A 24,374-nucleotide genomic window follows, 5' to 3' on the forward strand; every position below is an offset into this window, starting at 1 on the left:
GGGGCGGGTGCTGATCGATCCGCCGGCGGCATCGCGCCTCGCGTCGTCGACGGTCGACGTGGTGCTGGTCATGGCGTGGCGTCCTTCGGTCGGTGCGCTCACCAGCGGCGCTGGTAGCGGTTGCGGATGACGATGGCGAGGGCGTTCATGGCGAGCAGGATCACCATCAGCAGGACTGACGCGGCAGCGGCGAGCTCGCGGAACCCCGCCTGCGGGCTGTTGGTCCAGCCATAGATCTGGATGGGCATCGTGGTGAAGCCGCTGAGCAGCCCGTTCGGGTCGAACGAGATGAACACCAGCGCGCCGAGCAGCAGCAGTGGCGCGGCCTCGCCGAGCGCGCGTGAAAGCGCGAGGATCGTGCCGGTCGCGATGCCGGGGATCGACGAAGGCAGGGTGATCCGCCAGGCGGTCTGCAATGGTGTCGCGCCAAGGGCGAGGGAAGCCTCACGCATCTCCGCCGGCACCGCTCGCAGCGCCTCCCTCGTCGCGATGATGACCACCGGGAGGATCAACAGGGCCAGGGCGAGGGCGCCGCCGATGACGATGTTCTTGTTGCGGACGCCGATCAGGGTGAGGGCCCCGATCGCGAGCATCCCGTAGATGATCGACGGGATCGCCGAGAGGTTTTGGATGTTGAGCTCGACGAACCGGTTGATCCAGTGCCGCCGGTCGGCGAACTCCTCGAGGTGCAGCGCGGCGGCGATCCCGAGGGGGATGGCGAGCACGGCCGTTGTGACGATGACCCACAGCGAGCCGAGCACGGCGGGCCGCGCGCCGGCTTCCTCGGGTCGGGACGACGGGTACTCGGTGAGCAGACGTGCGTCCAGCCGCGGAGCACCGGCGTCGATCGTCGTGACGACGAGCGCGATGAGCGTGACGAACGCGATCAGCAGGCTGAGCCAGAGCAGCCCGAGGAAGACGAGGGAGGCTGTGCTGTGGTCCTTCGTGCGACGTCCGGTGGCGAGCCGGGTCGTGGTCGCGGACAGCGCGGTCATCAGTAGGCCTGCCGGAAGCGTCGGACGAGCCGGATCGCGATGAGATTGACGACGAGCGTCAGGACGAACAGCAGGAGCCCGACGGCGAAGAGGGTGTTGTACTGCAGCGACCCCACGCGCGCGTCACCGAGGGCCATCCGCGCGATGAAGCCGGTCATGGTCGCCCCCTCCATCGTGGGGTCGGTCACCATCTGCGGCCGGGCACCGGCGGCGATCGCGACGATCATCGTCTCGCCGATCGCGCGGGAGATCCCAAGGACGATGGCCGCCACGATCCCGGACAACGCGGCCGGGACGACGACGCGCAGGCTCGTCTGCATCCGGTTCGCGCCGAGCGCGGCGGACCCCTGCCGCAGCGCCTGCGGGACCGCGGACATCGCGTCCTCGGAGAGCGAGGCGACCGTCGGGATGATCATCACGCCCATGACGAGACCCGCCGCGAGGATGGAGAACGTGCCGACCTGGATTCCGAACCACTCCTTGAGCACGACGGGTGCGACCCATGTGAGCGCGAAGAAGCCGAGCACGACTGTTGGGATGCCGGCGAGGATCTCGAGGATCGGCTTGAGGACGCGCCGGACTCGGTCGCGGGCGTACTCGGCGAGGTAGATCGCGGCTCCCAGTCCGAACGGGACAGCGACCGCCAGGGCGATGCCGGTCGTCCAGAACGTCGCGGTGACCAGCGGCAGGACCCCGAACGTCGGGTCGGCGAACTGCGGTGCCCAGCGCGTTCCTGTGAGGAACTCGACGACCGAGACCTCTCGGAAGAACTCGAGCGCCGGAAGGAGAAGCGAGATGACGATCCCGAGGGTGATCGCGATCGAGAGGTACGCCGCCAGGCGCAGCAGCAGCCGGACGAGCTGTTCGCCACGGCGAGGTCGGCTGCTGGAGAGGTCGGGAGGGCCGCCCTGCACCGACCGGCGCTGCGCGCGCAGACCGGCCGGTGCAGAGGCACGGACTGTGCTCATGTCAGCCGTCGACCAGCGAGGCGAGCTCGTCCTGGGCCGTCGTGACCTGCTCGTCCGTCAGCGGGACGAAGAGGGCGTCCTCGGCCGCCGAGACGGCGTTCGCGACGTAGAAGTCGACGAAGTCGCGCAGGGCGGCGTTGTCCGCGTAGCGGGTGTTGTTGACGTAGATGAACAGAGGCCGGCCGAGCGGCTCGTACGAACCGTCCTGGACCGTCTCCGTCGACGGGACCACGCAGCCGGACCCGTTGTCGACGGCGAGGAGCTTGATCGTGTCGGCGTACTCCTCCGCATAGCTCAGCCCGAAGAACCCGATGCCGCCTGCGGCCCCCGCGACGCCCTGGACCGTGAGGTTGTCGTCCTCGGAGGGTGTGTAGTCGGCACGGATCGCGCCCTCCTCACCGTTGATCGCGTCGGTGAAGTAGTCGAACGTCCCCGAGTCGGTGCCCGCTCCGTACAGCGCGAGAGGCTCGTCCGGGAAGGACGGGTCGACGTCCTTCCAGCTCATGACCGTGCCCTCTGCTGTGGGTCCCCAGATCGTGGCGAGCTGCTCGGTCGTGATGCACTCGAGCCAGTCGTTCTCCGGGTTGACCACGACGGAGAGCCCGTCGTTGGCGATGACGATCTCGGTGTACTCGACACCCGCCTCCTCACAGGCGGCGGTCTCGTCCTCCTCGATCGGGCGCGAGGCGTTCGAGATGTCGGTCTCGTCCGCGCAGAACTTCTTGAACCCACCGCCGGTGCCGGAGGTGGCGACGGTGACGTCCACGTCGGGCTGCTCGTCGCGGTAGAGCGTCGCGGCAGCAGACGTGAGCGGCTCGACGGTGGACGAGCCGTCGGCGACGACCTGCCCCGACAGCGCCGAGCCGCCGGTCGAGTCGCCTGAGACATCCGCACCCGCGGCGGGGTCCTGCCCGCCGCACGCGGTCAAGGCCAGCAGGAGGCCGGCTGCCCCGAGGGCGGCCGACGAGCGAAGGCGGAGTGTGGACACGTGGGGGTTCCCGTCTCTCGTGCGAGCACCGGTGCGCTCGGCCATCTGGACGGATTGATAGAAGTCGGTCTATCGAAACAGGAGGTGAACCACAGTGCAACGAGAGATGATGAATAGATGGTCACCTATTCATCGGTGATCCGGCATCGGGAGGTGCGGCATGACCAGCGACGTCATGGTCTCCGTCGAGCTAGCGGCCCCACCGGCGACGGCATGGGACGCGGTCGCCCGCACCGGGCGCGCGACGGTCGCCGGCAACCGGCGGCCGCGCCGCCTGCGGCTGTCGACGGCGGACATGACGGTCGAGGTCTTCGTCCCCGACGAGGACGCGATCGGCACCGCGGTCTGGGACGGCCAGGAGTTCCGCGTCTCGGTTCACCTCGTCCCTCGTGCGACCGGTCGAAGCCTGCTCATCCTCACCGCGGCACCGATGCGGGAGTCGTTGCACGTGTTCGGTGACTCGCACTCCCGCCGGGCGCACCGGCTCGCCCACACCGCGCTGCGCGCGTTCGCCGATGCCGTCGCCCACGACGCCGAACGCGACGGCGCCCGGCCGACGACGGTCAGGAAGGGTCGACACTCCGACCGTGCGGCTCGCCCGAGCTGAAGTCCACGTCTGGCGCCGCGAGCTCGGTTCGCGCGGTCGTCGTATCGTCAGCCTCGCGCGCGCCTCGCGAGCTCATTGATGCGGTGCCGAAGGGCCGGGTCGTGGTCGCCAGACTCGACGCGTCGAACGAACTCGGCCGCCTCCGTCTCGCTGATCAGCCCGGCGCGCAGCACCGGAGCGAGACGTGCACGGACGTGCTGGGCGCAGACACCACGGAGGACCTCCTGCTGGGCCAACACGATCGCGTCGCACCGCTACGAGGTGCGGACCGCCGTCCTGCGTGCCACGTCCACCGTGGTGGCGGATCGCGGGCTGCTGGGGGTGACGATGACGGCGATCGCGAAGGAGGCCGGCATCGGGCGAGCCACGCTGTACAAGTACTTCCCCGACGTCGAGTCCGTCCTCCAGGAGTGGCACTCCGAGCAGGTGCACGCGCATCTGGAGCAGCTTCACGCGCTCGCCGCCGATGCCGGCGACCCCGTCGAGCGGATTCGACGTGTGCTCTGCACACACGGCGTGAACCTGTTCGAGTCGCGGATCGACGCCGGTGCGGCGGCCGTGGTCGCGTCGCGGCACGCGAGCGGCCGGTTCGAGGAGCACGGATCTGCCTTGCAGCGCCTGGTGGCAAGTCTGATCAGGACCGCGCAGGCCGATCCCAGGTGCGTGACGACCTGGATGCGGACGAGCTCGCCCTGTTCGCGATCAGTGCAGTTTCGGGAGCTGGGAGCGCAGCCTCGAAGGTGGCGGCCCTCCGGCTCGTCGACACGACCTGCGCCGCCCTAACGCCATAACCGGACGACCGTCGTCGGGCGCTGCGTAGGTGCTACACCGAGTCTCCGATCCGCCGCCGCAACGGTCGACGCAGGTGCAGCGCCATCGACATCGCGATGACGTGTCGATGACGCGCCCGGACGCCGGTGGACGCCCCCACGGCGTCACCGACGCGTCTAGTGAGCGTGAGGAGGGTCGCTGCCGACGACAGATCGGAGGCGACCATGAGCACGAGCCTGCGCGGCCAGCCGCAGCGCATCACCAGAGACCACGCGTCGCTGCTCGGGGCGCTCGAACGCATCGACTCTGAGGGCTGGGACGGCCCGAGCGCGACGGAGCTGCTGACGTTCGTCCGCGTCCAGATCGCTCGCCCGCTCGCCATCGACGTGGGTCTGCGCGGGCTTGCCGCGTCGCAAGGCGAGGCCTCGGCGTGGCAGGCAGCGTGGGTCGCGATGACGAAGCCCGCGATCCGGCGGGCCGAGTCGCCGTGGGGCGTCGTCTGGCGCGCGGCCAAGCGAGCAGCGCTGGGTGAGGTGATCGCGGCCCGGTACGGCAAGGTCGAGCGTCGAGCATGGGAGCTGCTGCGCCCGGCGGACGGCTCGGCGCCCGTCCGGCTGCCGCTCAGCCTCGACGTCCTCCTGGAGAACGGCTGGGAGGCTGCGACGCCCGAGCCCGCGGCCGGCGAGCTCCTCCCGGTGATCGACTGCGTCGTCTCGGCGCTCGTCGAGAACGGGTGGCCCGACGAGGAGGCCCGGCGGATCGTCCGTGCGGTCGTCGACCTTCCCGACGCCTCGAACGGTCCACGCTCAGGAGCGCTCGGCTGGCGGCACATGGCTCGCGACCTCGATCTCCCGCCGTGGCAGGCGCGTCGTCTGTGCGTGGCGCTGCGTGGGACGGCGACATGGTCCGGTCTGATCGCGAGGATCCTGCGTGACGGTCCGGCCGCAGCCGCCACGCCACCGATGCGCGCCGCCCTTCGTTCGACCCGGGTACGCCGGCACCGGTCCCCCGTGCTCGCCGCGGAGCGAAGTGGCGCGCCGCTCGACGGTCCACAGCCCGCTTCGCGGTGAGCCTGTCCACAGATCCGACCGGATCAGCGGCGCGCGTTGGCAGACTCGTGGCACACCTGCACCTATGACGACGTCCACGATGCTCTGGGACACGTGCCCAAGATGCGCGCGTCGCGCCGAAGGGTGTGCAATGGGCGCTCCGACGCAGTCGTCGAGCCGGTTCGCGGGCGCGCGGACCGCAGGGGGCGGGTGTCCGATGAGGCATCGACACATCTCCACGCGCTCCGCGTTGGGCGGGCTTCTCCTCGCCGGCGCGGTCCTCCTCGCTGGCTGCACTCAGCCGGGACCGGACTCGACCGCCACGACTACTGCGTCGCCGGCATCTCCGACACCGTCGGCGAGTCCGACGCCGACGAAGGACCCCGCCACCGCCTCGGCAGAGGCCGCGATCCTTGATGCCTACCGTGGCTACTGGGCGGCGAAGGTGACGGCGTTCAGCGACCCCACCGTGGAGCCGGGTGCGGAGCTCGAGCGGTTCGCCGTCGATACGGCGTTCGCGGAGGTCATCTCGGGCGTCTACACGTTCCGTCGCAACGGCATCAAGGTCCTCGGCGAACCGACGCTCTCCCCCCACGTCTCGGACATCGTCGTCGGCGAGCAGGGCACGGCCACGATCGTCGACTGCGTCGACGGCGCCAATTGGACCCCGGTGTACGCCGCGACCGGAGAGTCCGCGGCGCAGCCGGGCCAGGCGTCGAAGCTGACGACGACGAGTACCGCGTACTACTACGTCGACCGCTGGACCATCCGGTCGTCAGTCGTCGACCACGAAGCGCCATGCTGATCGACGGTGCTGTCGCAGTGGCACTGGCGCTCGGCTCTGTCATCGGTACGAGCGGCGAGGTCGTCTGCTCGTCGCACTCGACGTTCTGCGTCATTGACGTCGGCACGCCGGGCGCGCCCGCCCAGCCCGCACCGCCCGCGGGTGGGGGCAGCGGGAGCGGCGCGGAGCGTCGGTGCATCGTCTCCGCGACCGGCGTCGAGGTCCCGTGCCAGAGCCCGCTCGGGTGGTTCAACGATCGCGACGACTGCTACTGGCGCAAGCTCGACGTCCAGCCACCTGCCACCGACGTGATCTGGGCCGGCCACCACCCCGAGGGTGCGATCTACTCCGTGTCGTGCGTCGGTACCCAGCCCGGGGGGCGCCAGGGCTGGGTCTGGTCGGCGGCCGAGCCACCCGGCTACGGCGGGACGTCAATCACGCCGCAGCAGCTCGCCCAGCGTGCGGTGTCCCTGCTCGAGCTCGCCGGGCCAACGATCCGGCTGACCATCGGCTCGGACGAGACGGGTGTCGTCGGTGTCCCTGTCTGGCTGTGGACAGACGTCACACCGTCGACGTGGGGGCCCGCTTCGGCGACCGCAAGCGTGCCCGGGCTGTCTGTGACGGCCACCGCCAAGGCGCGACACATCGTCTGGTCTATGGGTGACGGGCGATCGGAGACCTGCGCCTCGCCCGGGACCCCGTACGTCGAGGGCGGAGTCACCTCGCCGACCTGCCAGCACATCTACGACCGTCCGTCGACGGCCGAAGCAAACGGCGTCTTCCCGATCAGCGCCACCACGACGTGGGACGTGACCTGGAGCGGAGGCGGCGCGTCGGGCTCCCTCACCGTCACGCGCCAATCCACGGCAAGTGTCCGCATCGACGAGGTGCAGGTGCTCGTCACCCAGCAGTGAGCTCAAGCAGGAGGGGCCATGACGGCCACCAGCGAGAAGCAGACACATGACGGATCCCCGGCTCGGCCGGACCTTCGGCCACCGCTGACCATCGCGCCACGAGGGCGGCGGCGACCGTCGCTGGTCATCGCCGGCGTTGCCATGGTTGCTGTCGGCGCCCTGGCGGTGGCGTGGCTGGTGTCCTCGGCCGGAGACCGCGAGGAGGTCGTCGTCATGGCCCGCGACGTGCCGTACGGCGCGACGATCACGGCGGCCGACCTCACGACCACCTCGGCCTCGCTCGACCCCACTGTGCGGGCGGTGCCGGCGCGCGACGCCGACGACCTTGTCGGTCTCGTCGCCTCGACCGAGCTCACACGGGGCAGCCTCGTCTCCCCGGACGATGTCGTGACGGGCGGCATCGTCGAAGCCGACGAGGTGCTCGTACCTCTTCCCCTCGTGCCGGAGCGCGTTCCGGCGGGCGGACTCGCAGCGGGCGACCGACTCCTCGTGGTCGACGCTCCTTCACCCGGCGCGGACCCCGTCGCCGGCGCTCCCTCGACGCACGAGGCTCGCGTCGTCCGGGTCGGTTCCCCCGACGTCAACGGGACGGTCGTCGTCGACGTCGTGACCAGAACGGACGATGGACCCTACCTCGCGACACGAGCCGCGACGGGGCGCTTCGCGATCGTGGTCCTCCCGCCTGAGGCCTCGCCATGACGGTCGTCGCGCTGTGCTCTGCAGGAGGTGCACCGGGCGTCACGACGACCGCGCTCGCCTTCCTCGCCGCGTGGCCGTCCGGACGGCCGGGGCGGCGGGTTCTCCTCGTCGACGCGGACCCGGCAGGTTCCGGAGTTCTGGCAGGCGCGCTCCTGGGGACGCCGACGGAGTCGGTCGGGGTCTCGCTGGTGGCGGCGGACCGGGGGTCGGTGTCGCCCAGCTCGGTCATCGAGCGGACGGCCGCGCTCGACCTCGAGGCGAGCCGGATGGTGCTGCCGGGCGTCAGTGAACCCCGACAGGCACGCCCGCTCCTCACGCTCTGGCCCGCGCTCCTCGACGTCGCACGAGATCTCTCCGACGACGGGATCGACGTCGTGGTGGACGTCGGTCGGATCGGCCATCGGTGGGAGCCGACGCCCTGGATCTCCGGTTCCGACGTCGTTGCTCTCGTGGTCCGGCCCACGGTCGGGTCAGCCGTTCGAGCCGCAAGCGCGATCAGGGCGATCGCAGCGGACCGCGCCGGTCGCACCCCGCCGCTCGGCATCCTCGTGGACGCCGGTGGATACAGACCACCCGAGATGGCAGACGCGATCGGCACAACCGATGTCTTTGCCCTGGCGTACGACCGCTCGGCGGCAACGACGCTCTCCGCGCCGACGTCGCTCGACTCGCACCGTCTCGCCGCCTCGCGACTCGTGCGGTCGTCTCGCGCCGTCGTGGAGCGGCTCACTGAGCTCGCGCCGGACCCCATGGCGGTGGCGCCATGACCGGGCGTGACGTGGGCATGGACCACAGGAACGGCCACGCCGCAGGGTCGCCCTTCGCCGCGACGTCGGTCGCCATCCAGTCCCCCGCGGGCTCGGTCGCCGCCGACCTTTCGCTGGTCCGAGACGTGCGAGCGGTTGTCGCGGCACGGCTCGCCGAGCGCTTGCAGACCCAGCGGATCGACTCCCCAGAGGCTCGTCGGGAGCTCGCGCGGTCGCTGGTCGCCGCTGAGCTCGGCGAACGAGCGCGAGACCGCGTCCGCCGTGGCGAGGACCCGTGGCCGCTCGAGACCGAGCTGGCGACCGGGCGGGCTGTCATGGCCGCGCTGTTCGGTCTCGGGCGCCTCCAGCCCCTGATCGACGACCCGGCGGTCGAGAACATCGAGGTGGATGGGCACGACCGCGTCTGGGTGTCGTACGCGGACGGTCGCATCGTCCGCCATGCCCCGGTGGCCGACTCGAACGACGAGCTGATCGAGGTGCTGCAGCTGCTCGCGGCGCGCACCGGCACCGCAGAGCGCACGTTTTCGTCCGCGCACCCGGCGCTCCACCTCCGGCTCGACGACGGCTCACGTCTCGCCGCGGTCGCCTGGACGACGCCGCGGCCGCACGTCGTCATCCGCCGGCACCGGGTCCGTGACGTCGACCTCGACGACATGGTGACGCTCGGCTCGCTCGACACCGTCCTCGCAGCCTTCCTGCGGGCTGCCGTCCGAGCTGGCAAGAACGTCGTCGTGACAGGTCTCCAGAACGCGGGCAAGACGACGCTGGTCCGGGCGCTGGCGAACGAGTTCGACCCGATGGAGCGGTTTGCCACGATCGAGAAGGAGTACGAGCTGCACCTGCACGATCTCCCAGACCGACACCCACGCGTCGTCGCGATGGAGGCCCGCGAGGGCTCGGCCGAGCTCGATGCGCTCGGCCGTCGTGCAGGCGAGGTGACCTTGACCGAGCTCGTCACCACGGCCCTGCGGCTGAACCTGCGCCGGATCATCGTGGGCGAGGTTCGGGGGGCCGAGATCCTGCCGATGCTCGAGGCGATGTCGACCGGTGACGGTTCGCTGTGCACCCTGCACGCGCGGTCGGCGCATCACGCGGTCGACCGGATCGTCACGCTGTGCCTCTCGGCGGGCGTGCACATGACCGACACGTTCGCGTACCGCCTCCTTGCCGGGTCGGTCGACTTTCTCGTGCACATCGAGCTCGTCGACGAGCCACCGCCCGCGAAACGTGAGCGCTTCGTCTCCCAGGTCGTGGAGATCGACGGACTCGGCGAGCGCAACCGGCCTACGACGACAACCGTCTTCGGGCCCGGTCCGGACGGACGTGCCGTCCCGCTCCACCGACCCGCGTGTCTGGCGGACCTCGTCCGGGCGGGCTTCGACGAGCGACTGCTCGACCACCCCATGGGCACCTGGGCAGTGCACGAGGCGGGGGCGGGCTCATGACCGGCGTCCTGGCCTCTGTAGCGGGCGCAACGCTGGCGGGCGGGCTCGTGCTCGTCGGCATCGGGCTGCTGCGACGTCCAGGTGCGGACGCGCCCCGCGCACGACGGATCCTGCGGCGACGGGCTTCTGCGGCGGGCTGGCACCGCTGGCGATGGCTCGCCGCCGGCGCCAGCGGGGTCGCGGCGTGGGCGGCGTCGTCGTGGCCGGTGGCCGGTGTCATCGTCGCCGCCGCGGTCGTCGGCCTTCCCTACTTGCTCGGGTCCGAGAAGGTCGCTGCACGGGCGATCTTGCGCGTTGAGGCCATCGAGGAGTGGACCCGCCGTCTTGCTGACGTGCTCGCCACGGGTGTCGGCCTCGAGCAGTCGCTACAGGCGTCGGTGGCGACGTCCCCTGCGCCGATCTCGCGCGAGGTCGGCGCGCTCTCCGCGCGACTCTCGGCGCGTTGGACGACGGAACAGGCGCTGCGATCGTTCGCCGACGACCTGGACGACGCGGCCGGCGACTTCGTCGTGGCATCCCTCCTGCTCGCGTCACGGCGGCGCGGGCCTGGGCTCTCCTCCGTGCTCACCGCCGCTGCCGGTTCGGTCGCCGACGAGGTGGCCTCTCGCCGCAAGGTGGAGGCCGAGCGAGCCCGGCCTCGGTCGACCGCTCGCCTCGTCACGCTCATCACGCTCGGTGTCTCCGCGGTGCTCATGCTGAACGGTTCCTACCTGGCGCCGTACGGCGATGGACTCGGGCAGCTGGTGCTGCTGGCGATCGCCGGCGCGTTCACGGGTTGCCTGCTGTGGGTGCGTGCGCTGACTCTCAGCCCGCCCTCCCCTCGCTTCCTGGCGGCCCCGGACGGTGCACGATGACGGCGAACCTCGTCATCCTGATCGCCGGCGGGCTCGTGGGCGCCGGGATGGTCGTCGTCACGGCGGGCCTCAGACCAGCGCGGCCCGACGTGGTCCAAGCTGTCCGCTCGCTCACGGAGTCGTCCCCATCGCGCCGTGCGCCGAGGACGACGCGATGGGGCGCGCTGCAGGACCGCGCGCTCCCTCCGGCCGCGCATGTCTTCAGACTGACGCGGTACGCCAGCGACCTGCGGATGGTCGAGATGTCGCCGGAGGACCTCGCAGCGCGGAAGATCCTGTACGGCCTCGTCGGTGTCGCCGCTCCCCCGGTGATGTCCGGGCTGATGCTCGTCGCGGGGGTCAGCCTCCCCGCTGGTGTGCCGGTCGGGGCAAGCGTCGCGCTGGGCGCGGTCTTCTTCCTGCTTCCCGACGTGAACGTCCGCCAGCAGGCGGTCACCGCGCGAGCATCGATGCGGGCGGCGACATGCGTGTTCCTCGAGCTGGTCGCGATGGAGCGGCTCGGCGACGCAGGACCTACGGAGGCGCTGGACCGCGCGGCGGGCGTCGGAGGGTCGCGCGAGTTCGCGCGGATCCGGGACGCCCTCCTCCGAGCCGAGCTCGCGGGCCTGCCGTCGTGGCACGGCCTCACCGAGCTCGCGGCAGCGACACGCGTCCCCGAGCTCGCCGACGTCGCCGACATCATGCGACTCGCCGGGCGCGACGGCGCCGCCGTCTACGCGACGCTCCGCGCCCGCGCCGCCTCCCTCCGAACCCAGCTGCTCGCGACGTCCGTCGCCAAGGCGAACGCCGCCTCCGAGCACATGGTCGTGCCGGTCTCCCTGCTCGGCCTGTGCTTCATGGCCCTCCTGGGCTATCCCGCGTTCGTGCGCATCCTGCTCGCCTGACCGGAGGACCTCATGCTCCCGCTCCTTGCCCTCGCCTACCTCGACAGCCTCATGACGTCCGCTCGAGCGAGGGTGCGCTCGCGAGCGGGGTCGGACGCCGGCGCCTCGACGCTCGAGCTCGTGATCATCATCCTCGGCCTGATCGCCGTGGCCGGCGTGCTCGTCGTCGCCATCACCGCCGCCGTCCAGCGGCGGGTCGACCAGATCACGTGACGGCGACTGATGTCGTCAGCCAAGCGCCCGCGCGACGAGGGGTCGGCCAGCGTCGAGCTGGTCATCCTCTTCCCCGCCCTGCTGCTGATCGTGACCGCGCTCATCCAGTACGGGCTGTGGTTCCACGCGCAGTCGGTCGCGACCGCGGCGGCGCAGGAGGGCGTCGCCGCCGGCCGCGCGCTCGACGCTGGGCCGGGCGCCGCACAGGCGAGCGCACTGTCCTTCATCGCTGCCCACGGGTCCGACACGCTCGTCGATGCCACTGCCACCTCGGCAGGGCGCGTCGGAGAGATCACGGTGGTGGTGACGGGCCGCTCGTTGTCAGTCGTTCCCGGCGTCGGAGGCCTGGCAGTCCAGGCCTCCGCGCACGCGCCCGTCGAGCGCTTCGTCAGGGAGGACGCCGGATGATTCGCCTGCCACCTCACGACGACCGCGGCTCGGTCACTCTCGAACTCGCGATCATCGCGCCTGCGCTGCTGCTGCTCCTGGCCCTCGTCGTCGTGGCCGGACGGGTCACCGCCGCGGCAGCTGCTGTCGAGCAGGCAGCGCGCGCGGCCGCTCGGGAGGCGTCGCTCGCTCGGTCTCCGGAGGGTGCCCGAGACGCGGCGACAGCTGCAGCCCGGGCGGGCCTCGACGAAGCGCGCTGCACCTCTTCGAGCATCAGCGTCGACACCAGCGGCTTTGCCGCGCGACTGGGCAGCGACGGCAGCGTCTCGGTCTCCATCGTCTGCCTGGTCACCTTCGGCGACCTCGTGGCGCCCGCGATCCCCGGTTCCCGCTCGATCACCGCGTCGTCGACGTCACCGCTCGACAGGTACCGGTCGCGATGAACGCCCGCCTGCAGGCTCTCGTCGCGGACTCCGACCGGGGATCGGTCTCGGTGTTCGTCGCCATCAGCATGCTCGGACTGCTCGTGCTGGTCGGGCTTGTCGCCGACGGCGGAGCGAAGCTGCGGGCGACGCAGCGCGCCGATGCTGTGGCCGCAGAGGCGGCTCGTGCCGGCGGCCAGGCACTCGACCTGCCCGCCGCCGTCACCGGCCAGCACGACCGGGTCGACCGAGCGGTCGCCGTGCGTGCTGCGGAGGCGTACCTGGCAACCGTGGGCGCGACCGGTTCCGTCACGGTCAGCGGCGACCGGACGCACGTCGAGGTCACCGTCACCGACACCGCGCCCACCGCCTTCCTCGGCCTCCTCGGGATCGAGCAGCTCACGGTGACAGGGAGCGCCTCGGCCACGCTGGTCGACAGCACAGGAGAAGGTGCGCCATGACCGCGTCATCTGCGCGATCGGAGACGGCTCGGGACACCCACGACGTCGTCCGCGCGCTCGCTGCCGTAGCGACCCTGGCGGCGTTCGTCTTCGGAGTGCCGTTGGCGCTTGTCGCCCTGGCCCCCTCCTACGTACCGGGCGGGGCCTTCGCAGCGTCCGAGAGCCCGGCCGACCTCGTCACGCGTCCGGACGACGGCGCGCTCCTCCTGCTCGTGCTCGCCGCCGCGGCGTGGCTCGCGTGGCTCGCCTTCACTGCATCGGTCGTCGTCGAGGTCGTCGCGAGCCTCAAGCGGGCGGCATCACCGCGGTTGCCCGGCCTGCCAGGGGTGCAACGCGTGGCCGCGAGGCTCGTCGCGTCGGTGTGGCTGCTGGGCTCGGTCGGCTCCGGAGTGGCCGCGCTTGGAACGCCGGCCCTCGCGTCGCCGGCGACGCTGGCGTCCGCGCCGGTGGTACCGCACGGGCCAGCCGATGGTGAGCGACCGCCGCTGAGTCCCGAGCCTGAGTCTGTGCCTGAGCCCGCGGTCGACGCTGGGGTCACGCCCACCACCGGACCGATCGTCCGCGTCGAGAGGGGCGACACCCTGTGGAGCCTGGCCGAACGCCACCTGGGCAACGGTGCGCGGTACGTCGAGATCCGGGACCTCAACGCAGGCCGCCTGCAGGCCGATGGTCGGACGTTCGAGGACGCTGACTGGATCCTGCCCGGCTGGACGCTTGAGCTCCCGAGCGATGCGGTGGGCGTGCAGCCCGCACCCGGGGCTCCCGCACACGAGGCGGCAGCGACCGTCACCGTCGAACAGGGCGACACTCTCTGGGACCTCGCGGCCGAGCACCTTGGCGACGGTGGGCGCTACGGCGAGATCCTCGACGCGAACCGCGGGACCACTCAGCGCGACGGCACCACGTTGACGGACCCCGACCTGATCAGGCCCGGGTGGGTCCTGCAGATGCCCGGCATGGACGCTGCCCTCCCGGCAGCCGAAGCCGAAATCACCTCGCCGGCCGCGACGTCAGAACCGGTGCGCCCGAGCGCGGCCACTGGGAGTCAGACGCCGGCCGTCGGGTCGCCTCTCGAGGAGACTGCCACGCCAGACGCCGAGCTGAGCGATGCCGCAACAGCACCCGCTCTGGCGGACCTCGCGGCAGGCGCAGGTCGGGATCAGGGCACCACTGACCAACCTGGAGAGGCGAACCAGCAGCTCTGGTACCTCGGGCTGACCGCGCTCGGTGCAGCCGGTGTCGTGGCAGAGATCGTCCGGCGCCGCCGCCTCCAGCACCGAGCGCGCCGGCCAGGTGAGCTCATCCCGATGCCGACTCCGGATTCCGGAGCGGCTGCCGCCGAGCGCTCGCTCCGGGCGGCACCGGCGCCGGTGAGCCCGGCAGCCCTCAAGGTCGCGCTCGCGAACCTCGGATGTCGGTGCTTCGACGCCGGACTCGACCTCCCACGGATCGGCGCGATGCTCCTCGACGAGCACTCCCTGACCGTGCTCCTGACGGAAGACTTCGTGCAGCCCGTTACCCCGTTCGTCGCGGTCGACAGCCGCACGTGGCGGGCGGCGACCGCGGACATCGCGGCGGAGCGTCCGATGGAGGACAGCGAGCAGTCCGTCCCGCACCCTCTCGTCGTCGTCCTTGGTCATACGGAGTCGCAGACGCTGCTCGTGAACCTCGAGGCAGCGGGCACGCTCGTCGTCACCGGGCAGACTCACGTCCAGGACGTCGTGCGAGCGCTGCTCGTCGAGCTTGCGACGTCTCCGCTCTCCAGCGACGTGACCGTCGTCGTCGACTCCGAGTGGTCGCGGCTGGCCGAGGTCTTCGAGGCACATCGGATGCGCGGGCGACACGACGACGCCGAACGGCAGACCCTCGCGCGACGCGTCGCGCACCACCTCACGGCGACCGGCGTCGACGACGTCCTCCAAGCACGGGGAGATCGCCATGCGGGCGACTCCAGCATGCCGATCGTGTTTGCGGAGCACGAGGCAGTGGGCACGGAGTGCGCGCCGTGGAGCGGTACCGCGCTGGTCACGACAGACAGCGCAGCCGCCGGATGGCGGCTCGACATCTCGCCTGAGGGCGAGGCAACACTCGTGCCCTGGGAGATCCGGTTCCGCCCTCAGCGACTCGACGCTGCCACGACCGAGCGCCTCCATGAACTGCTTCTGACGTCCGTACCGCCGGCACCGGCGGGGGTAGCACCAGGTCCGGGCGGGGACCCGCTCGACCTCCTGAGGGAGCCGCCAGAAACGGCGGTCGCCCGGAGCTCTGATGAGAACGCCGATCCGGTACTCGTCCGCGTGCTCGGCCACGTGGAGATCGAAGGCCTGCGGACGCCAACAGACAGTCTCAGCCCGAGGATGACCGAACTCATCGTCTACCTCGCCCTTCACGGACCTGCGACCGGCGCCGAGCTGGACGACGTGCTGTGGGCCGGCGCGAGGATCAGCGCCGGAACTCGAAACGCACTCGTCTACAGGACGAGGCAGAAGGTCGGCGAAGAAGTGCTCCCCCTCGTGGGACCGGACGGGATGTACCGGCTGGGCCACGAGGTGGACTGCGATTGGCAGAGGTTCCAACGCTTCGCCAACGAAGCCGCCGGCGCTTCGGGCGATGCCCGCGTCGACCTCTTGCGCGGTGCGCTCGACCTCGTCCGCGACACGCCATTCAAGGGCGTCGCCGGAACACAGTTCGCCTGGGCTGACCCGGACATCGAACGGATGTCGAGCACGATTGCCGACGCATCGCTCGCCCTTGCTCAGGCGCTCACGGGCGAGCACCGGGACCGCGAGGCCCTCGACGTCGCGTTGCGAGGACTCATGGCCGAGCCGTTTTCGCGCCCCCTGCAGGATCTCGTGGTGCAGACGACCGCCGCGACGAGCGGCGTGGAGCAAGCCCGGGCGCGCCAGAGGCAGTTTGTGGCTCGGAACTCGGACCTCGATCCTGAACAGCTCTAGCGGACCGGCGGAGTTCGCCTCACCTCTTGCGGGCGAGCTGTACCTCCTCGAGCGGCACGTCAGCGGCGTCGAGCGGGCTCACGGCCGGCCATCGCTTCGTCGATCGCGGGCCGCTGCAGAGGTGATCGTGCGCGCGTCCGTGCGCGGCCGTGGCTGATGACAGCGACGCCCGCCAGGATGCTGAAGGCGGCCCAGATCTGGGGCTGCGTCAGCCCGAGCAGGACGTGCTCGTTGAGGCGCAGAAGTTCAACCAGGAACCGCGCGACACCCGACAGGACCAGGTACGCACCGAGGAGCTCGAGCTCTGGCCGCCATCGTCGCTGGAGCGCCCAGAGCACTGCGGCGATCGCCACCGCGGCGAGCGCCTCGTAGAGCGGTGTGGGATGCACTGGCACGTCGGTTGCCACGGTCGCGTCAGGCAGCGCAGCGCCCCACGGCAGCGTCGTCGGCTTGCCGTAGGTGCCGTCCCCCGACAGCCAGCACCCCACACGGCCGACGCCGTATGCAAGCGTCAGCGGTATCACCGCGGCATCGACGACTACCGCGGTCGGCAGGTGCCTGCGGCGGGCGACGACCAAGAAGGATGCGACCCCACCCACCAGTCCGCCGTACCACGTGAAGCCAGAGCCCCCGAGATGGTGCCATGTCACCTCGTCGGCGTGCTCGAGCAGGAAGTAGACCTTCGCACCGACGAAACCCCAGATCGTCGCCCACATCACGAGCGCGTGAGCATCGTCCCGACGAAGCCCGCGATGGGTGAAAGCCCGGCCGAGCACATACGCGGCGAGGAGCGCCGCGACCGCCTTGCTCACCCCGTACGACTGGACGTCGACGCCGAAGATCGAGAAGAGAACTGGCTGCACCTCAGAGTCCTTTCGTCGTCGGCAGAGGAGGGCTCCGCGCGACGCCCACGGCGTCCGTGAGCACTGCCGATCCTCGAGCTGCAGCACCGCCGTCCCGATCTTCTTGCCGTCAAGATTTGGTCAACAGGAGGACCGAACGCGTTGACGCGACCAAGCAGCGCTTCACAGGCCGCCAGGTCGTTGACGGCTTAGTCGGAACTTCACCAAGCCTCGACCGAGCGAGATGTGGAACCGCTCCACGATGGGCGCCATGACCGATGTCGAAGCCCGCGTTCGAGCCGACTCGGCCCCCGAGCGCCCGCCAGCGACGGCCGGCCGGCTGCGCGCGGTGTGGACCGCAGTCTCGGGAGCCATGGGCTTCGTCGCGGGTCTGGCTCCGCACGTCCTCCACCACGTCGGGCCACTGATCGGTACGGCTCTCGTCGCGGGTGCTGGAGGAACCGTGGTGTTCGCCGTCATCGGGCTGGCCGCGTCCATCCCCTTCCTGCTCCGCCTACGTCGGCGCTTCCGCTCCTGGTGGGCTCCGGGAGTCGCTCTGGCCGTGTCCGGAATCGCCTTCGCTCTGTCGACCGTGGTGATAGGGCCGCTGATCAGCGAACAGCCCTCGGCTCCCACAACCCCCGCGGAGCACGCCCAGCATCACTAGCGGTGGCCGCAACGGAGAACGGCGGATCGAGTCCCCGAGCCGCGTCCGATCGGCAGGGTCTCGCCCGCTGGCGCCCGTGTCCGAGCAGAAAGCACGAGCGAAGGAGCATTCGGCACCGCGGCAGGCCGGTCAGATGCGGGCGTTCGTTGCCCCCGGTCCCCGCGAAGCCCGAGACACGGAATGGGACGACACAGCGCAGGACGGCCGACGGCCGTGCACGGGCGGGACGGACAAGACGAGCGGCACAGCACGCCACGACGCAGAACACCGTCCCGCCTCGTAGCGCCGGCCAAGGTCGCCGTGGCGGTCACTCTGGCGACGTCGCTAGGCGCAACCGTGTCGGCGCTCGCGGGCACTGGGGCGTCCGCTCGCCCGTCCACGTCCTCGGCCGGCCCCAGCACGGTCGAGGCGCTCACCTCCGAGCTTCCCGACCTCGTACCTCCTGCATCGCTTGTAGCGAGCAGCAGCGGGGACACGAGGCGTCTCGCAGTGGGACGAGCGTCCCGCTCCTCGGCTCGGCCGGAACCGGAGGCCGACGACGGTCCTGACGCGTGTGACGGCGTCGTGACCGACCCTGGCACGAACGGTCGGGTACCTCGGTCGGAGCTGTGCGCGCTATGGCAGCGTCCGTTCGAGGACAGGGCGGATGCTGTCGTTGCCCTGTTCGCGCTCAACGACGAATACGCCGTGGTGTTCGGCGAGCCGATCTGTCTCTCGTCGGGCTACCGGACGTATGAAGAGCAGGCCGCCCTGCGTCGCACGAAGGGGGCCGTCGCGGCTCCGGCGGGCCTGTCCAACCACGGCTGGGGGCTCGCCGTGGACCTCTGCAGCGATGCGTACACGGGTGCGCGTGGTCGCTGGCTCGCGAAGAACGCCGGGGCCTTCGGCTGGGAGAACCCCGCGTGGGCCCGGAAGGGCGGTTCCGGCTTCTACGAGCCGTGGCACTGGGAGTACGTGCCCGGACGAGACGCCATAGAAGCCACCCAGCGCTGACTTGGCGGGAAGGTCGCGCACGCGATGGACCCGGCTGCGTCGCACGTTGGGTGACCGGCCGCGCACCTCCCGACAGAGGCCGTGCCCACGGCTGAGGCGATGTGGAGGTCAGTCGAATGAGCGCGCAATCCGTCTGCTGCCGCCTGGGCGACCCCGGCGTGACGCCGAACGAGAGCGGACTTCCCGGGCTCGGGGTGGCACGGGAGGTCGTCGGCGCGCTCATGACGTGGGGCCTCGTCGCGTGCGTCGCGGGCGTCATCGTGTCGGTGATCGTGTGGGCGGTCGCGAGAGGCAACGGCAACTACTCGTACGCGTCGGGCGGCAAGACCGGTGTACTCGTGTGCGCGGCGGGGGCGCTGCTGATCGGCGGCGCCAACGCGATCGTCGCGTTCTTCTCCGGCCTGGGCGGGCAGATCTGAATGTCCGTCGCGATTGTCGATCCATGCGTCGGCCCCATCGCCTTCGTCTGCGACGTCGCCAACGCGACCCAAGAGGCGGCGGCCGACTACGTGCTGGGCAGCCTCGGCGCCGGCTTCGTCGAGAGTGCCGCACAGGTCGGTGAGCTGGCTGTCGCCGCGCTCGACTCCACCACGTCCATCGACCTCGGGGTGGCGTGGTTCCGGGACAACGTCGCGGTCATCACGGCCGTCGCCCTCCCCATGATCGTCGGCTTGTTCGTCGTCCAGGTCATGGCGTCAGTGGTGCGGCGCGAGCCCGGCGGGCTCGTGCGCGCGGTCGTCGGTGTCGCGAAGGCGCTCGTCGGGTCAGTGCTGGCGCTGGCGGTGACGCAGCTCGCGCTGACGGCGGTGGACGGCGTCTGCGAGTACATCGCCCGCAGCGCGGGGACGACAGTGGCAGATGCGGCCGCGCGGTTCTTCGACTTCGCGGCGATGCTCACGTTCGCACCCGGGCTGCAGCTGCTCCTCGGATTCGCGCTGATCGTGGGTTTCTTCCTCCTGTGGGGAGTCCTGCTGTTCCGCAAGGCGGCGCTCGTGCTCGTCGCCGTCTTCGCTCCGATCGCCTTCGCAGGTTCCGTCTGGGACCAGACGCGCGTCTGGACGCGACGGTGGATCGAGGTGGTCGCCGCACTGGTGTTCTCGAAGATCGTCATCGTGGTGACGTTCGTCGTGGGCTCGTCGGCACTCGCCGGCGATGCCGGCGTCAGTGCGCCGACGCGCGTCGCCGAGGTCGGTGCAACCGGGCTGTCGGACATGCTCGTCGGCATCCTCCTGCTGGCCATCGCCGTCTGGGCGCCGTGGCTGACGTGGCGTTTCGTGCACTGGTCGGGGATGGAAGCGGCGGGTGTCATGCACAGCGCCGTCGCCGCCAACCCGATCAGTCGGGCGGCGCGGTCCGCAGCGACGACGAGCCGGCACGTGACGCAGCAGCTGGCGATGAGCGCTGCGACGTCTGGCGTCAGCGCCGCCGCTCGCGGTGCACGCGCTGCAGGGAACGGGGCACGAGTGGCGGCGCCGCAGCGGCCTAGCCCTCCCCCGCACCCCACTCCCTCGTCAGCCGGTGAGCAACCATGACCTCGAGCACCGCGGCGCCGACGCGCTTCGGGCGCCGGGAGAGTCGAGGCATCCTGCTCGGGCTCACCGCGGCTCAGCTCGGCGTCGTGGCAGTTGCGCTCGCCGTCGCCGTGGGGGCGGTCTACTCGTCGGGCGCTGCCGGACTCGTATCGGCATCACCAGCCTGGGGGCTCCTGCTCGCGGTCGGCACCGTCAGCGTCAGCGACCGACCCCTGGTGGACTGGACGCCTGTCGCCGCCGAGTGGTGCATCCGGAAGGCGCTCGGGCGCACGACTGCGGCGCTGTCGACGCGTGGCCGCAACTCGCACGGCGTTCTCGTTCCGGGGCTGGCCCGCCCCATCGACCTCGTTGACTGCCCGTCGGCCGGCGCGGTGCTCGCGATCGATCGAGCAGCGGGCACCGTCTGCGCCGCACTGCGTGTCGACGGCACCGGATTCCTCCTCACGGACGGCGCCACCCAGGACCACCGGGTGAGCGCGTGGGGGCGCGTGCTGGCAGCGCTCTGCCAGCAGCGAGACGTCGTGCGCGTCCAGGTGCTCGTCCGGACGCGCCCGGGCGGCATGTCACGGCCGCGCGCCTGGTGGGCGGAGCACTGCGTCCAGCACGGCGACGCCGTCACGACAGAGCTCACACGGCTCATCGACACCTCGTTCGTCGACCCGTGGGTGCACGAGGCGTTCGTCGCCGTCTCGATGAAGCTGGCTCGAGGGAGTCAGCGTGGCATGTCCTCCACCGACGTCGAGGCGACTGCCACGACCCTCAGCAACGTCGAAGCCGCCCTGGAGGCCGCTGAAATCAGGTCGTCAGGGTGGCTCGACCGTGAGCACCTGCTAGACGCGATCCGAGCGTCCTACGAACCCGGACCCAGCGGCCGGGCTGAGGGCGCCATGACGACGTCGGTAGCGACGGGTGTCGACGAGCACTGGACGCACCTCGTGACCGCTGAGGCCGTGCACGCGACGTACTGGATCGCCGAGTGGCCGCGGAGCGACGTGCATCCGGGCTTCCTCCAGCCGATGCTGCTCGAGAGCGCGGCTCGGCGGACGTTCTCCCTCACCGCAGAGCCGCTGCCGATCGCGAAGGCGCTCAGGGAGATCCGGCGCGCCAAGGCCGAGCACGCCGCTGACGCCGTGCAGCGGGCGCGACTCGGTCAGGTTGAGAGCGAGGTGACGCGCGCAGAGGTCGCGGAGCTGGCACGACGAGAGGCGGAGCTCGTCGCCGGCCATGGCGACGTCCGGTTCACGGGGCTCGTCTCGGTCTCGGCGGACGACGAGCCCGAGCTGGCCCGACGGTGCGCAGCGCTCGAGACAGCTGCGGCGCAGTCGCTGTGCGATGTGCGACGACTCGTGGGCCAGCAGGGCGCGGCGCACCTCGCCGCGTGCCTACCGCTCGCGCGAGGTGTCCTGTGACCGGGCTGCCGCGTCGCCGGCTGTTCCGCGCGACGCCGGGGCGGTACCGCCCTGGGACCCTTCGACTGCCGCCGCACCGCGCGTCGACGGCTGTCCTTGCCGGCGCCTACCCCTTCTTGGGCACCGTCCCGAGCGACGTCGGCGTCCCCGTCGGCGTCGACGCCTTAACGGGTTCGCTCTACTGCTTCGACCCGTGGGCGCTCTACGCCCGGGACGAGCTGACCAACCCGAACGTCGTCCTGGCGGGGGTGATCGGGCAGGGGAAGTCAGCCCTTGCGAAGTCGCTCGCCCTCCGGTCCATCGCTGCCGGCCGTCGGGTTTACGTCCCGGGTGACCCGAAGGGCGAGTGGGCAGCGGTCGCCGAAGCCGTCGGCGGGACGGTGATCCGCCTGGGGCCCGGGCAGCCCTCGAGGATCAACCCGCTCGACGTGTCCGCCGCAGGCGATGACGGCGCACGGGGTCGGCTGCTCGCGGCCTGCGTCGGAAGCAGCCTGCGACGCGACGTGTCGGCGCGCGAACGCGGCGCGCTCGATGCCGCCCTGAAGACCGCCGCCGCGCAGGCGGGGTGCCCGACTGTCGCCGACGTCGTCGAAAGCCTGATGACGCCCGATCGCACGGTAGCTCGGCAGGACGGCATCGCCGTCGCCGACAGGACGCTCGACGGCCGCGACGTCGCACACGCGCTGCGCCGCCTCGTCCGGGGCGATCTCGCCGGCATGTTCGACGGCCCGTCGACCGCGCGCATTTCCCCCACCTGTCCCATGGTCGTGCTCGACCTGTCGGCGCTGGGCACGGACGACGACGCTCTCGCGATCGCGATGACGTGCTCGGCCGCGTGGCTCGAGTCGACGTTCGAGGGCTCGTCCGCCAGACGCTGGGTCATCTACGACGAGGCGTGGCGCCTGATGCGCGACGTGGCGCTGGTCCGCCGCCTCCAGGCCCACTGCAAGCTGTCGCGGGCCCACGGGATCGCGAACCTGCTCGTTCTGCACCGCCTCACCGATCTCGACGCCGTCGGGAAGCGCGGCTCTGAGGCCCGGGCGCTCGCGGAAGGACTGCTCGCCGACTGCTCGACCCGGATCGTCTACCGCCAGGAGTCGGATCAGCTCGCCGCGACACAAACCGCGCTCGGCCTCACTCGGCCGGAGCGGGACCTTCTTCCGCTGCTTCCTCGCGGGACCGGCCTCTGGCGGACACCAAGCCGAGCCACGGTCGTGCACCACGTGCTTCATCCCGTGGAGCTCGACCTCATCGACACAGACCGAGCGATGCGTGACCAACCCACCGGTGGAGATGATCGCGATGCGGCATGACGAGCTCGTGCGCCTCGCCGAGCAGGCGACGCTCGGCGGCCTGATGCTGCGACCGGAAGCCCTCGGCTCGGTCCGGCCGTGGCTGCGAGCCGACGACTTCGCCGACTCGTGGCACGGCCAGGTCTACACCGCGCTCCTCGAGCGTGAGCCGGTCGGCGGCCGCGATCCACACTCGATGGCCGCAGTGCTGGTGGACAGGTTGGGGACTCGACGAGCGAACCTCCCGCGGTTCGCCGACCTCATCCACATGACTCCCCCGGCGCCCGAACCGGCCGAGTACGCGCGCATGGTCGCCGGCAACGGACTCCGCCGAGAAGTTGCCGGCCTCGGCGTGCTGCTTCAGGCGGCCGCTCTCGCCAGTGCGAACGACTTGAGCGCTGGTCCCCTCACCGCGACGTGCTCGCTCGTCGACGCCGGCCTCGACCGCGTCGACATGAGGTGGTCCGACGCCACCGGGACACCGCACGACGACGTCGTCGTCCCGCTACAGCTGCGCGCGGCGGCCCGGAACACGGGCCGAGCTGCTCGTCTTGCGGCCGACAAGTACCTGACGGCGCACCCGCCGCGCGACCGCGAGTCGGAGCGCCTGCATGTCGCACTCCTCGTCGGGTCGTTGATCGCACACCCGGGGCGCATCTCCGACGTCTCCCGCTGGCTGCCCCCGACGCGGATCGAGGACGTTGGGTGGCGCGTGCTGTACGGCACGACGCTCGAGCTCGCGGAGCTCGGGCGTCACGTCGACGTGGTGACCGTCGCCTGGGCCGCCACCGCCCACGCACATCACGGCCCAGAGCTGCCGAGCCTGGCGTTGCTGCGGCAGACCGTCGACGACTCCTGGTATGTGCACCCGCGGGAGATTGTGCGACTCGTCGCCGCGGACCAGGCGCGCCAGATCGCCGACGTCGGAGCCGAGCATCTGCAGGCCGCCGCCTCGAACGTCTCACTGGAGATCGGCGACCTCGTCGACGCGGGACGGGCGGTGACCACGACGCTCCGGACGATCGCGCGCGCGCTTGAGCCCCGCCCGGCGACCGAGCCGACCACGGTTCGCATCGTCGAACCGCCGGCGATCGCGGCGCACGGCGCCGCACGATGATGTCGCCGCGGCCGCCTGTTCGCCCCGGCCCAGCACGCTCCGGCGGACCAGACCTGACGTCATTGGCGACTGCTGCTCTCAGCGGAGTTCTGGTCGTCGCCAGTGTCCTGTGGGTGGGAGCTGCTGTCGGATGCTTCCTCACGGGGCGTGGTCTCCCACGTGGCGGGCTGGTACCGCCGCTGGTCGCCCTGCGGCACGCCTCCTCGCCGTCGACCGCGTGGCCGTTTCCGGCCGACCTGCCGGGCGCCGGCCCCTACTGGCTCGGGACAGCGCTGGTCGTCGTCTCACTCGCGGGCGGCGGCGTCGCGGTGTCGCGCTGGAGGCGCCGCATCGTCAGCACGTCCGGAGCCGTCCAGGCGC

General features: G+C 71.2%; 26 protein-coding genes. 22 read left to right on the forward strand and 4 right to left on the reverse strand.

Features of this window, described 5'->3' with window-relative positions; genetic code table 11:
* Positions 1 to 98 precede the first annotated feature (98 nt).
* Genes pstA through HGA02_RS00105 form a run of 3 tightly spaced genes read right to left on the reverse strand, consistent with a single transcriptional unit; the run spans position 99 to position 2,951 of the window.
* Positions 99 to 995, reverse strand: coding sequence for a phosphate ABC transporter permease PstA (pstA, locus tag HGA02_RS00095; protein ID WP_168676162.1), 897 nt, complete (start codon positions 993 to 995; stop codon positions 99 to 101).
* Positions 995 to 1,963: a phosphate ABC transporter permease subunit PstC gene (gene pstC / locus HGA02_RS00100; protein ID WP_168676165.1), complete on the reverse strand. Its 969-nt coding sequence runs from the start codon at positions 1,961 to 1,963 to the stop codon at positions 995 to 997. Before pstC ends, pstA begins: the two co-directional genes overlap by 1 nt.
* A 1-nt stretch (position 1,964) precedes the next feature.
* A complete protein-coding gene (locus HGA02_RS00105; protein WP_343035160.1) occupies positions 1,965 to 2,951 on the reverse strand; it encodes a PstS family phosphate ABC transporter substrate-binding protein in 987 nt (328 codons plus the stop codon).
* A gap of 160 nt (positions 2,952 to 3,111) precedes the next feature.
* Between HGA02_RS00105 and HGA02_RS00110 the strand changes: the two genes are divergently transcribed.
* The 15 genes from HGA02_RS00110 (at position 3,112) to HGA02_RS00180 (ending at position 16,162) form a co-directional block, all read left to right on the forward strand.
* On the forward strand, positions 3,112 to 3,558 hold the full coding sequence (locus tag HGA02_RS00110; RefSeq protein ID WP_168676170.1) for a hypothetical protein: 447 nt from the start codon (positions 3,112 to 3,114) through the stop codon (positions 3,556 to 3,558).
* Positions 3,559 to 3,819: 261 nt separating this feature from the next.
* Positions 3,820 to 4,341, forward strand: coding sequence for a TetR/AcrR family transcriptional regulator (locus tag HGA02_RS21345; RefSeq protein ID WP_210727966.1), 522 nt, complete (start codon positions 3,820 to 3,822; stop codon positions 4,339 to 4,341).
* A gap of 212 nt (positions 4,342 to 4,553) precedes the next feature.
* On the forward strand, positions 4,554 to 5,399 hold the full coding sequence (locus HGA02_RS00120) for a hypothetical protein (RefSeq protein WP_168676175.1): 846 nt from the start codon (positions 4,554 to 4,556) through the stop codon (positions 5,397 to 5,399).
* Positions 5,400 to 5,529: 130 nt separating this feature from the next.
* Complete coding sequence (locus HGA02_RS00125; RefSeq protein WP_168676178.1) at positions 5,530 to 6,183, forward strand: hypothetical protein; 654 nt, start codon at positions 5,530 to 5,532, stop codon at positions 6,181 to 6,183.
* Positions 6,184 to 6,200: 17 nt separating this feature from the next.
* Positions 6,201 to 7,076: a hypothetical protein gene (locus HGA02_RS00130; RefSeq protein ID WP_168676181.1), complete on the forward strand. Its 876-nt coding sequence runs from the start codon at positions 6,201 to 6,203 to the stop codon at positions 7,074 to 7,076.
* A gap of 141 nt (positions 7,077 to 7,217) precedes the next feature.
* Complete coding sequence (locus tag HGA02_RS00135) at positions 7,218 to 7,775, forward strand: SAF domain-containing protein (protein ID WP_168676183.1); 558 nt, start codon at positions 7,218 to 7,220, stop codon at positions 7,773 to 7,775.
* A complete protein-coding gene (locus HGA02_RS00140; protein ID WP_168676185.1) occupies positions 7,772 to 8,542 on the forward strand; it encodes a ParA family protein in 771 nt (256 codons plus the stop codon). The genes HGA02_RS00135 and HGA02_RS00140 overlap by 4 nt, the downstream gene beginning before the upstream one ends.
* On the forward strand, positions 8,539 to 9,987 hold the full coding sequence (locus HGA02_RS00145) for a TadA family conjugal transfer-associated ATPase (RefSeq protein ID WP_210727967.1): 1,449 nt from the start codon (positions 8,539 to 8,541) through the stop codon (positions 9,985 to 9,987). Before HGA02_RS00140 ends, HGA02_RS00145 begins: the two co-directional genes overlap by 4 nt.
* A complete protein-coding gene (locus tag HGA02_RS00150) occupies positions 9,984 to 10,841 on the forward strand; it encodes a type II secretion system F family protein (RefSeq protein ID WP_168676188.1) in 858 nt (285 codons plus the stop codon). The genes HGA02_RS00145 and HGA02_RS00150 overlap by 4 nt, the downstream gene beginning before the upstream one ends.
* Positions 10,838 to 11,725, forward strand: a complete 888-nt coding sequence (locus tag HGA02_RS00155; RefSeq protein ID WP_168676191.1) for a type II secretion system F family protein — start codon at positions 10,838 to 10,840, stop codon at positions 11,723 to 11,725. The genes HGA02_RS00150 and HGA02_RS00155 overlap by 4 nt, the downstream gene beginning before the upstream one ends.
* Positions 11,726 to 11,737: 12 nt before the next feature.
* Positions 11,738 to 11,938: a hypothetical protein gene (locus HGA02_RS00160; RefSeq protein WP_168676193.1), complete on the forward strand. Its 201-nt coding sequence runs from the start codon at positions 11,738 to 11,740 to the stop codon at positions 11,936 to 11,938.
* A 9-nt stretch (positions 11,939 to 11,947) separates the two neighbouring features.
* Complete coding sequence (locus HGA02_RS00165) at positions 11,948 to 12,346, forward strand: TadE/TadG family type IV pilus assembly protein (RefSeq protein ID WP_168676195.1); 399 nt, start codon at positions 11,948 to 11,950, stop codon at positions 12,344 to 12,346.
* Positions 12,343 to 12,768, forward strand: a complete 426-nt coding sequence (locus tag HGA02_RS00170; protein ID WP_168676197.1) for a TadE/TadG family type IV pilus assembly protein — start codon at positions 12,343 to 12,345, stop codon at positions 12,766 to 12,768. Before HGA02_RS00165 ends, HGA02_RS00170 begins: the two co-directional genes overlap by 4 nt.
* The gene (locus HGA02_RS00175; protein WP_168676199.1) at positions 12,765 to 13,208 is read left to right on the forward strand and encodes a pilus assembly protein TadG-related protein; all 444 of its coding nucleotides are present in this window, start codon (positions 12,765 to 12,767) and stop codon (positions 13,206 to 13,208) included. The genes HGA02_RS00170 and HGA02_RS00175 overlap by 4 nt, the downstream gene beginning before the upstream one ends.
* Positions 13,205 to 16,162 carry an AfsR/SARP family transcriptional regulator gene (locus tag HGA02_RS00180; RefSeq protein WP_168676207.1) on the forward strand — a complete coding sequence of 986 codons (2,958 nt, stop codon included), beginning with the start codon at positions 13,205 to 13,207 and terminating at the stop codon, positions 16,160 to 16,162. Before HGA02_RS00175 ends, HGA02_RS00180 begins: the two co-directional genes overlap by 4 nt.
* 59 nt (positions 16,163 to 16,221) lie before the next feature.
* On the opposite strand, the gene HGA02_RS00185 is transcribed toward HGA02_RS00180, so the two are convergent.
* Positions 16,222 to 17,025 (reverse strand): prolipoprotein diacylglyceryl transferase family protein, encoded by an 804-nt coding sequence (locus HGA02_RS00185; RefSeq protein ID WP_168676212.1) that lies wholly within the window; start codon positions 17,023 to 17,025, stop codon positions 16,222 to 16,224.
* A 250-nt stretch (positions 17,026 to 17,275) separates the two neighbouring features.
* On the opposite strand from HGA02_RS00185, the gene HGA02_RS00190 reads away from it, so the two are divergent.
* The 7 genes from HGA02_RS00190 (at position 17,276) to HGA02_RS00220 (ending at position 24,014) form a co-directional block, all read left to right on the forward strand.
* Positions 17,276 to 17,671 (forward strand): hypothetical protein, encoded by a 396-nt coding sequence (locus tag HGA02_RS00190; protein ID WP_210727968.1) that lies wholly within the window; start codon positions 17,276 to 17,278, stop codon positions 17,669 to 17,671.
* A gap of 564 nt (positions 17,672 to 18,235) precedes the next feature.
* The gene (locus HGA02_RS21525) at positions 18,236 to 18,664 is read left to right on the forward strand and encodes a D-alanyl-D-alanine carboxypeptidase family protein (protein ID WP_168676217.1); all 429 of its coding nucleotides are present in this window, start codon (positions 18,236 to 18,238) and stop codon (positions 18,662 to 18,664) included.
* A 116-nt stretch (positions 18,665 to 18,780) separates the two neighbouring features.
* On the forward strand, positions 18,781 to 19,083 hold the full coding sequence (locus tag HGA02_RS00200; RefSeq protein WP_168676221.1) for a DUF6112 family protein: 303 nt from the start codon (positions 18,781 to 18,783) through the stop codon (positions 19,081 to 19,083).
* Entirely contained in the window at positions 19,084 to 20,196 is a 1,113-nt protein-coding gene (locus tag HGA02_RS00205; RefSeq protein WP_168676224.1) for a hypothetical protein, read from the forward strand. It begins immediately after the preceding gene.
* A complete protein-coding gene (locus HGA02_RS00210; protein ID WP_168676228.1) occupies positions 20,193 to 21,605 on the forward strand; it encodes an SCO6880 family protein in 1,413 nt (470 codons plus the stop codon). Before HGA02_RS00205 ends, HGA02_RS00210 begins: the two co-directional genes overlap by 4 nt.
* The gene (locus tag HGA02_RS00215; RefSeq protein WP_343035164.1) at positions 21,602 to 22,918 is read left to right on the forward strand and encodes an ATP-binding protein; all 1,317 of its coding nucleotides are present in this window, start codon (positions 21,602 to 21,604) and stop codon (positions 22,916 to 22,918) included. Before HGA02_RS00210 ends, HGA02_RS00215 begins: the two co-directional genes overlap by 4 nt.
* Complete coding sequence (locus HGA02_RS00220) at positions 22,878 to 24,014, forward strand: DnaB-like helicase N-terminal domain-containing protein (protein WP_168676234.1); 1,137 nt, start codon at positions 22,878 to 22,880, stop codon at positions 24,012 to 24,014. The genes HGA02_RS00215 and HGA02_RS00220 overlap by 41 nt, the downstream gene beginning before the upstream one ends.
* Positions 24,015 to 24,374 lie beyond the last annotated feature (360 nt).

Source organism: Cellulomonas septica (assembly GCF_012396155.1).
GTDB lineage: Bacteria > Actinomycetota > Actinomycetes > Actinomycetales > Cellulomonadaceae > Cellulomonas > Cellulomonas septica.